Below are 6784 nucleotides of genomic sequence, written 5' to 3'. Positions count from 1 at the left end.
CGGACTGGTCGCCGAACGCCACGACGCCGTCGGCGAGTTCGTCGACGCGCACCGCGCGGCGGTGGATTCGACTGTCGGAGCCATCATCTCGGCGGCGGGGGACGTGTCGGCGACCGGGCTGCTGCGGGACCGCCGCCAGCTCGCGGAGCTCACCGAGATCGCGTCGGCGTCACTTGGTGACTGCGACGCACTCCTGATCCCCACGACCACTGAGCACCCCACCCTCGCCGAGGTCGCCGCCGATCCGGTCGGTGTCAACTCCCGGCTGGGGACCTACACCAACTTCTGCAACCTGATGGACATGTGCGCCGTGGCGGTTCCGTCGGGGACCGCGGGCGACGACCAGTTCGGCGTGTCGGTGATCGCGCGATCGGGTGCCGATGCGGTCGCCGTCGACGTCGCCCGACTGGTCGTCTCGCCGACGCCGTCCGTCGCGCTGCCCGGTGCGACGTCGACCGTGGGGACGTCGACCGACCGACCGTGGCCGACGCTCGCCGGCGCCGACGCGACGACCCTGATGGTGGTCGGCGCGCATCTTCGCGGACAGCCGTTGGCATTTCAGCTCGAGGACCGCGGCGCCCGGTGGCTGGGGCCCGCGCTGACCGCTCCGGTGTACCGGCTGGCGAGCCTCGACACCAGTCCGCCGAAGCCCGGCTTGGTGCGCGTCGGCGCCGACGAGGGCGCCAGCATCGGCGGTGAGCTGTGGTTGGTGGGCACGGCGATGCTCGGCGACTTCTTGGCGGCCTTGCCTGCGCCGATGGCACTGGGTCGGGTCACCTTGGCCGACGGCACCGAGGTGGTCGGCTTCGGATGTGCGCTGGACGCATGGCGAGCCGGTGAGGACATCACCCGGCACGGAGACTGGCCGACCTACCTGAGAAGTGTCTCCGCGCTGGTGTAGCGCTCGATGAGCGCACGGGTCCGCTCCCGAAGCGCCGGTGTCTCGCGGTCGGAGACCCCGAGGACGCGCAGGCAGGCGTCGGCCACGTGGATCGGCAGTTCGGCGCGCTCGTCACCGGGCGGCACCGACCACATGTTGACCAACGACTCGACCAATCGAAACGGCAGGTCCGCGGCGGCCGCGTGCACTCCGGTCGCGGCGATGACGGCCTGACTCAACGCAAGGTAGTGCAGGCGCAGCCGTTCCCGGTCCGACCAGAAAGACTCGAGACCGGCCCCCCGTAGTTCGGGCAGCAGGTACAGCGCGCCGAGGTTCCAGCGGCCGGCGAGCAATTGGTCCCCGTCGAAGGCGGCCAGGGCGTGCAGGTGTTCGTTGGCGCTCAGCGCCGGCTCGGCGCCGAGCAGGCTCGGGATGAATGCCAGTGTGGGACTCACGGTTTGCCCGAGCAGCGCGCAGAGGATGTCGTCCTTGGTCTTGAAGTAGTGGTAGAGCGACGCCTGGCGGATGCCGACCGACTCCGCGATGGACCTCGTCGACGTGGCGGTGTACCCCAGGGTGGTGAAGAGTTCACCTGCGGCGTCGAGTATCTCGTCACGCGCGGTGAGGCCGGGACGCTTCTGGTCGTGATGGCGGGGGCGACCGGCCCTGGCGAGCGGCATGACCCCATCGTGGACCATGGCGAGCCGAAATTGGTCAGGTCCCCATGTTTCTGTCACACGACAGAAACGCGCGACACCCATCGGTTACCTACGCCGCCGTTTGGTTACGCCAGCGACACCCACGGCGATGGCGCGACCGGAAAACTGTCAGTTGACAGGCGAGTGGCCCATGGACGTGCCGCTGTCCCGCCGACTTCGACACTTCCTGGAGCGTTCTCACATGGGCATCGCTGTTTCCGAAGGGGCTGCCATCACCGACGTCGCCACACCGACGGTGCCAACGATCTCCGATCCCGTCGCGGCCGCCGACGACCTTCATGTGACCTTCCGGCGCAACGGCCGCGACGTGCACGCACTGCGCGGGGTGTCGTTGCAGATCGCGCCGGGGGAGATCCTCGGTCTGGTCGGCGAATCGGGTTCGGGTAAAAGCGTTCTCGGGTTCAGCATGCTTGGGCTGCTGCCCGCCCACACCCCGATCGACGGCACCGTCACCGTTGCCGGATCCGACATGGTCCACGGCGACGACAAGGCCATCCGCAAGGTTCGGCGCCTCGACCTCGGCGCGGTGTTCCAGGACCCGATGACCTCACTGAACCCCACCATGCGGATCGGCAAGCAGGTTGCCGAGGCGGCGGGCAGTGACACCGAAGCGCTGCGCCTGCTCACCGCGGTCGGCATTCCAGAACCAGGGCGACGGATGCGTGCCTTCCCGCACGAACTCTCCGGCGGCCTGCGTCAACGCGTGATGATCGCGATCGCGATCGCGGGTGATCCGGATCTGATCATCGCCGACGAACCGACCACGGCGCTGGACGTCACGGTGCAGGCCCAGGTGCTGCGGCTGCTGGCGCGGCTTCGCGACGAGATCGGCTGCAGCATCGTCTTCATCACCCACGACCTCGGCGTCGCCGCGCAGATCTCGGATCGCATCGCCGTGCTGTATGCGGGCCGTATCGCCGAGATCGGACCGACGGCTGCGGTTCTCGGCGCGCCGGCGCATCCCTACACGCACGGACTTCTTCGATCGCGTCTGACCCTGACTACGGCGCGTGACCGCAAACTGGCCGCACTCGCCGGTTCGGTGCCAAGCGCCGTGTCCCCGCTGCCCGGATGTGCGTTCGAACCCCGGTGCGCGGTCTCGCGCGACGAGTGCACGACCGCACCTCCCGACCCGGTCGCGGTGGCAGCAGACCGCACCAGCGCGTGCATCCTCCCCTTGGAGGAGATCGTGAAGGATCTCGGCGCCGTGTCCACCACGACCCACGAACCCTTCCCCGAGGCCGACCAGCGCCAGGAGATGCCGCCCTCGGTCGTACTGCGCGACGTCACCAAGACGTTCTCTGTGACCAAGCGCTGGTTGGATCGCTCCGCCGGAGGGGGCAAACTCCAAGCGCTGCGCGGTGTTTCGCTGCGTGTCGCACACGGCGAGTCGGTGGCCCTCGTCGGCGAGAGCGGTTCGGGAAAGTCGACGCTGCTGCGCGCGATTGCCGGTCTCGAGAAGCCAACCTCCGGTCAGGTGGAACTGGTCGAGGGGCAGCGACCACAGATGGTGTTCCAAGACGCCGGCGCCTCGTTGACGCCATGGCTGTCGGTCGGCGAGCTGATCTCCGAGCGACTCAGCGGCAGTGGTTTGTCGCGGTCGCAACGCAGGGACGCCGTCGTCGAGGTGCTCGAGCGGGTCGGCCTGCCCGCCGAGGTCGCCAAGTCCAGGGCAGGTCAACTCTCCGGTGGGCAACGGCAACGAGTCTCGCTGGCGCGGGCCACCGTGGTGCCGCCGTCGGTGCTGCTGTGTGACGAGCCGACCAGCGCGCTCGACGTGTCCCTGGCCGCCTCGGTGCTGAACCTGATCGGAGATCTGCGACGCAGCCTCGACATGTCGGTGGTCTTCGTGACCCACGACCTGTCGGTGGCCCGCGTCGTCGCCGACCGGATCGCGGTCATGTATCTGGGCAGGATCGTCGAGATCGGACCGGCCGAACGGGTCATCGGCGACCCTGCGCATCCGTACACGCAGGCACTCGTCGACTCGATCCCCGACCTCGGACGCGAATCCCGCATCCTGCCAGGCGAACCCGCCAGTCCACTGTCACCCCCTACCGGATGTGCGTTCCATCCCCGGTGCTCGATCTCAGTCGACGCCTGCAGCGGATCCGAACTCGACGTCCGGCTCGAGGGTGTCCCCGGCAACCCGCACCAAGTGGCGTGCATCGAAAGGCGAGCGGTCTGATGGCAATTGCGACGGCGGCTCCACCGTCGGTACCGCTGGTGCGTGGGCGCCAGCGCCGGATCCTGTCCCTGCAGTCCCGCTCGACGGTGCTCAACTGGGCCGGTTTCTCCCTGATCTTCGTGGTCACGATCATCGCGATCGCCGTGCCGCTGCTGGCTCCGCACGATCCGCTGGTCCCCGTCGGCATGCCGCTGCAGGCACCCGGCAAGGAGGGCTTCCTCCTTGGCAGTGACAGCATCGGCCGCGACATCCTGTCGCGAGTGCTCTACGGCATCCGCTCGAGTTGGTTCGCGGCGCTGGTCGTGGTGGCCGTCGGGCTGCTGTTCGGCGGGTTGATCGGCTTGATCGCCGGCGCGACCGGGGGCTGGGTCGACTCGGTGCTCATGCGCATCACCGACGGCTTCCTGTCGCTGCCCGCCCCGGTGCTGGCCATCGCCGTGGTCGCCGCGCTCGGTCCAAGTTTCGTCCACACGCTCGTGGCGGTGTCGATCGTGTGGTGGCCGTTCTACGCGCGGCTGGTCCGCGGTGAGGTGGCCAGGCTGGCCGCCCGTCCGCACGTCGAAGCCGCACGACTGGCTGGCGTCAACCGCTTTCGGCTCGCGAGACGCCATTTGCTTCCTGGCGCGGTACCCAACGCGGTGGTCGCCGCCAGCCTCGACATCGGCACGCTGATCCTCACGCTCGCCGCGCTGTCGTTCCTCGGCCTCGGACAGTCCGCCCCGGCGGCCGAGCTCGGTGCCGACTCGGCCCGCAACCTGAGTTACTTCCTGCAGCAGTGGTGGATTCCGGTGATGCCCGGGTTGGGCGTCCTGGTGCTGGCACTGATCGGAAACATCGCGGGCGACAGTCTGCGCAACCTGATGAAGACGAGCTAGGCCGATGAGCGAATTCGAACTGTTCCGGGGCTCCTCGCGTCGTGCCGAACGTGACACCACTGCGATTTTGATGGTCGATTCCCGCAGTGGCGTCACGTTGGGCGCCGAAGGAGGTACCCGATGAAGACCTTCATCGCGGCACGTATCGGTGCCACGGTAGCGATCCTGGTCGCCCTGACCGGGGTGATGTTCCTGCTCCAACACATCTCCCCGATGGATCCGGTCAAGGCGCAACTTGGCGCGCAGGCGTCGGCGCAGGCCGTGGCCGCCCGGCGGGAGGCACTCGGGCTCAACGAGCCCGTGCTGGTGCAGTTTTGGCACTACCTGACCGGCGCCATGACCGGCGATCTCGGCACGTCGTTCCGGACCCGCCACGGCGTCGCGTCCGACCTCGGCACGTTCTTTCCGGCCACCCTGGAGCTGGCGCTCTACGGCCTGGCCTTCGCGTTGGTGCTGGCCGTGCTGCTGGCCTTCAGCACGACGTTGAAGTGGCGTGGCGCAGGCATCCTGCGCGCCGTCCTGTTCACCGGGTCGTCGGCACCGATGTTCCTGCTCGGCATCCTCGGGTTGATCGTGTTCTACAAGGAGTTGGGCTGGGTACCGGCCAACGGTCGGATCGCCATCGCCAATCCGCCCACCGGGCCGACCGGACTGCTCACCGTGGATGGCTTGCTGCACGGGCGATTCGACGTCGCTGCCGACGCCTTCCATCACCTGATCTTGCCGGCGCTGGTGATCGCGATCGGCCCCGCCGTCGCCATCGGGCGTGTCCTACGCAGCAGCCTGCTCGGTGACGTCGACAGCGACTACGCCAGGACGGCACGGGCCAAGGGGTTGCCGGAGGGCAAGATCCTGGCCCGCCACGTGCTGCGCAACTCCGTCGGTTCAGCGCTGTCGATGACGGGTCTGCAAGTGGGACTGATGTTCTCGGGTGTCCTGGTGGTCGAGCAGGTGTTCGGCTGGCCGGGCATCGGGCAGTACATCGCCCAGAGCATCCCCGTCGCGGACTTCCCGGCCATCGCCGGCGTCACCCTGATGCTCGGGGCCCTCTACGTCTTCATCAACACGGCGGTGGACCTCATGCAGGCCGCAGCTGATCCACGTATCGCCACAACAGGAGGTTAGGTGCCGAAACAGCCACTCATCGTGGGAAACCCGGTGTTCGTCGTCGTCGACATGCAGGAGGGCGGTGGACTGCCCGCCGACGAGATGGGGATTCCCGTCATGCCAGGGAACGCCGAACGCGTCGCCGTCGCCGAGCGGCTGCTCGCCGCGGCGCGCGCCGCGGACATCCCGGTGGTGTTCTTCCAAGAGGTGCACCGGCCCAGTGGCGTCGACTTCGGCCGCGAGCTCGACGGAGTCGAGGGTGTGCACTGCGTGGAGGGGCAGCGCGGCACCGACCTAGAACCGACGCTGCGACCGGTGCTCGACGGATCACGGAACGAATTCCACCTCGTCAAGCGGCGCTACTCGGGGTTCATCGGCACCGAGTTCGACATCGTGCTCCGGGGCCTCAAGGCCGACACGCTGATCCTCGTCGGCGGTCTCACCGACGTCTGCGTGCACTACACCTTCGCCGACGCCCACCAGCGCGACTACTACGTACGCGTGGTCACCGACTGCGTCGGAGGGTCCTCGCAGTACCGGCACGACGCGGCACTGGACGCGATGGAGTACCTGCAGACCGGTGCGCTCCGCACCAGTGACGAGATCCTCGCCGCGTTCGGTGAGCTTGCCGAATCCGCTCCCGCTCTCGAAGGAGCCACCCGATGACCACCAGATTCCGCGCCATGGCGGCCGTCGCCGCGGTGGCCGTCGTCGCGTTGACCGCTTGTGGCGGTTCGGATTCGGGCACCAGCACGCCGAATGCCGCACCGGCCGACAAGGTGCTGCACCTGTCGTTCCTGCAGGATCCGGGGCAGCCGCCGGACCCCGACATCTTCTACGCGGGGCAGGGCCTGCTGCTGACGACCAACACCTACGAGGGTCTGCTGCAGTACAAGGCGGGCACCGAGAAGCCGGAACTGGAACCGCTTCTCGCCACCGAGTGGACCGCGTCCCCGGACAACAAGGTGTTCACCTTCAAGCTTCGCGAGGGCGTGAAGTTCCACGACGGCACGCC

6 protein-coding genes and 1 pseudogene are annotated in these 6784 nt (G+C 68.2%); 6 read left to right on the top strand and 1 reads right to left on the bottom strand.

What is annotated here, in order from left to right:
• A pseudogene (locus tag B1790_RS31990) lies at positions 1 to 901 on the top strand (allophanate hydrolase); the annotation flags it as partial.
• Here B1790_RS31990 and B1790_RS31985 read toward each other — a convergent pair.
• On the bottom strand, positions 871 to 1560 hold the full coding sequence (locus tag B1790_RS31985; RefSeq protein WP_079927308.1) for a TetR/AcrR family transcriptional regulator: 690 nt from the start codon (positions 1558 to 1560) through the stop codon (positions 871 to 873). The pseudogene B1790_RS31990 and the gene B1790_RS31985 overlap by 31 nt on opposite strands.
• A gap of 220 nt (positions 1561 to 1780) precedes the next feature.
• On the opposite strand from B1790_RS31985, the gene B1790_RS31980 reads away from it, so the two are divergent.
• The 5 genes from B1790_RS31980 to B1790_RS31960 form a co-directional block, all read left to right on the top strand.
• On the top strand, positions 1781 to 3787 hold the full coding sequence (locus B1790_RS31980; RefSeq protein WP_079927307.1) for an ABC transporter ATP-binding protein: 2007 nt from the start codon (positions 1781 to 1783) through the stop codon (positions 3785 to 3787).
• Positions 3787 to 4662, top strand: coding sequence for an ABC transporter permease (locus B1790_RS31975; protein ID WP_079927306.1), 876 nt, complete (start codon positions 3787 to 3789; stop codon positions 4660 to 4662). The genes B1790_RS31980 and B1790_RS31975 overlap by 1 nt, the downstream gene beginning before the upstream one ends.
• A 120-nt stretch (positions 4663 to 4782) precedes the next feature.
• The gene (locus B1790_RS31970; protein WP_079927305.1) at positions 4783 to 5787 is read left to right on the top strand and encodes an ABC transporter permease; all 1005 of its coding nucleotides are present in this window, start codon (positions 4783 to 4785) and stop codon (positions 5785 to 5787) included.
• Positions 5788 to 6435 carry a cysteine hydrolase family protein gene (locus B1790_RS31965; RefSeq protein WP_079927304.1) on the top strand — a complete coding sequence of 216 codons (648 nt, stop codon included), beginning with the start codon at positions 5788 to 5790 and terminating at the stop codon, positions 6433 to 6435.
• A partial coding sequence (locus tag B1790_RS31960; RefSeq protein ID WP_233165416.1) for an ABC transporter substrate-binding protein occupies positions 6432 to 6784 on the top strand: 353 nt, incomplete at its 3' end. The genes B1790_RS31965 and B1790_RS31960, both read left to right, overlap by 4 nt.

This window comes from Mycobacterium sp. AT1 (assembly GCF_002043095.1).
Classification (GTDB): domain Bacteria; phylum Actinomycetota; class Actinomycetes; order Mycobacteriales; family Mycobacteriaceae; genus Mycobacterium.
The sequence above is the reverse complement of the archived record's forward strand: the minus strand, read 5'-3'. Positions and strand labels throughout refer to the sequence as shown.

Coding starts and splice junctions, on each gene's coding strand:
- B1790_RS31985 (WP_079927308.1), bottom strand. CDS start 1,560: ATGCCGCTCGCCAGGGCCGGTCGCCCCCGCCATCACGACCAGAAGCGT.
- B1790_RS31980 (WP_079927307.1), top strand. CDS start 1,781: ATGGGCATCGCTGTTTCCGAAGGGGCTGCCATCACCGACGTCGCCACA.
- B1790_RS31975 (WP_079927306.1), top strand. CDS start 3,787: ATGGCAATTGCGACGGCGGCTCCACCGTCGGTACCGCTGGTGCGTGGG.
- B1790_RS31970 (WP_079927305.1), top strand. CDS start 4,783: ATGAAGACCTTCATCGCGGCACGTATCGGTGCCACGGTAGCGATCCTG.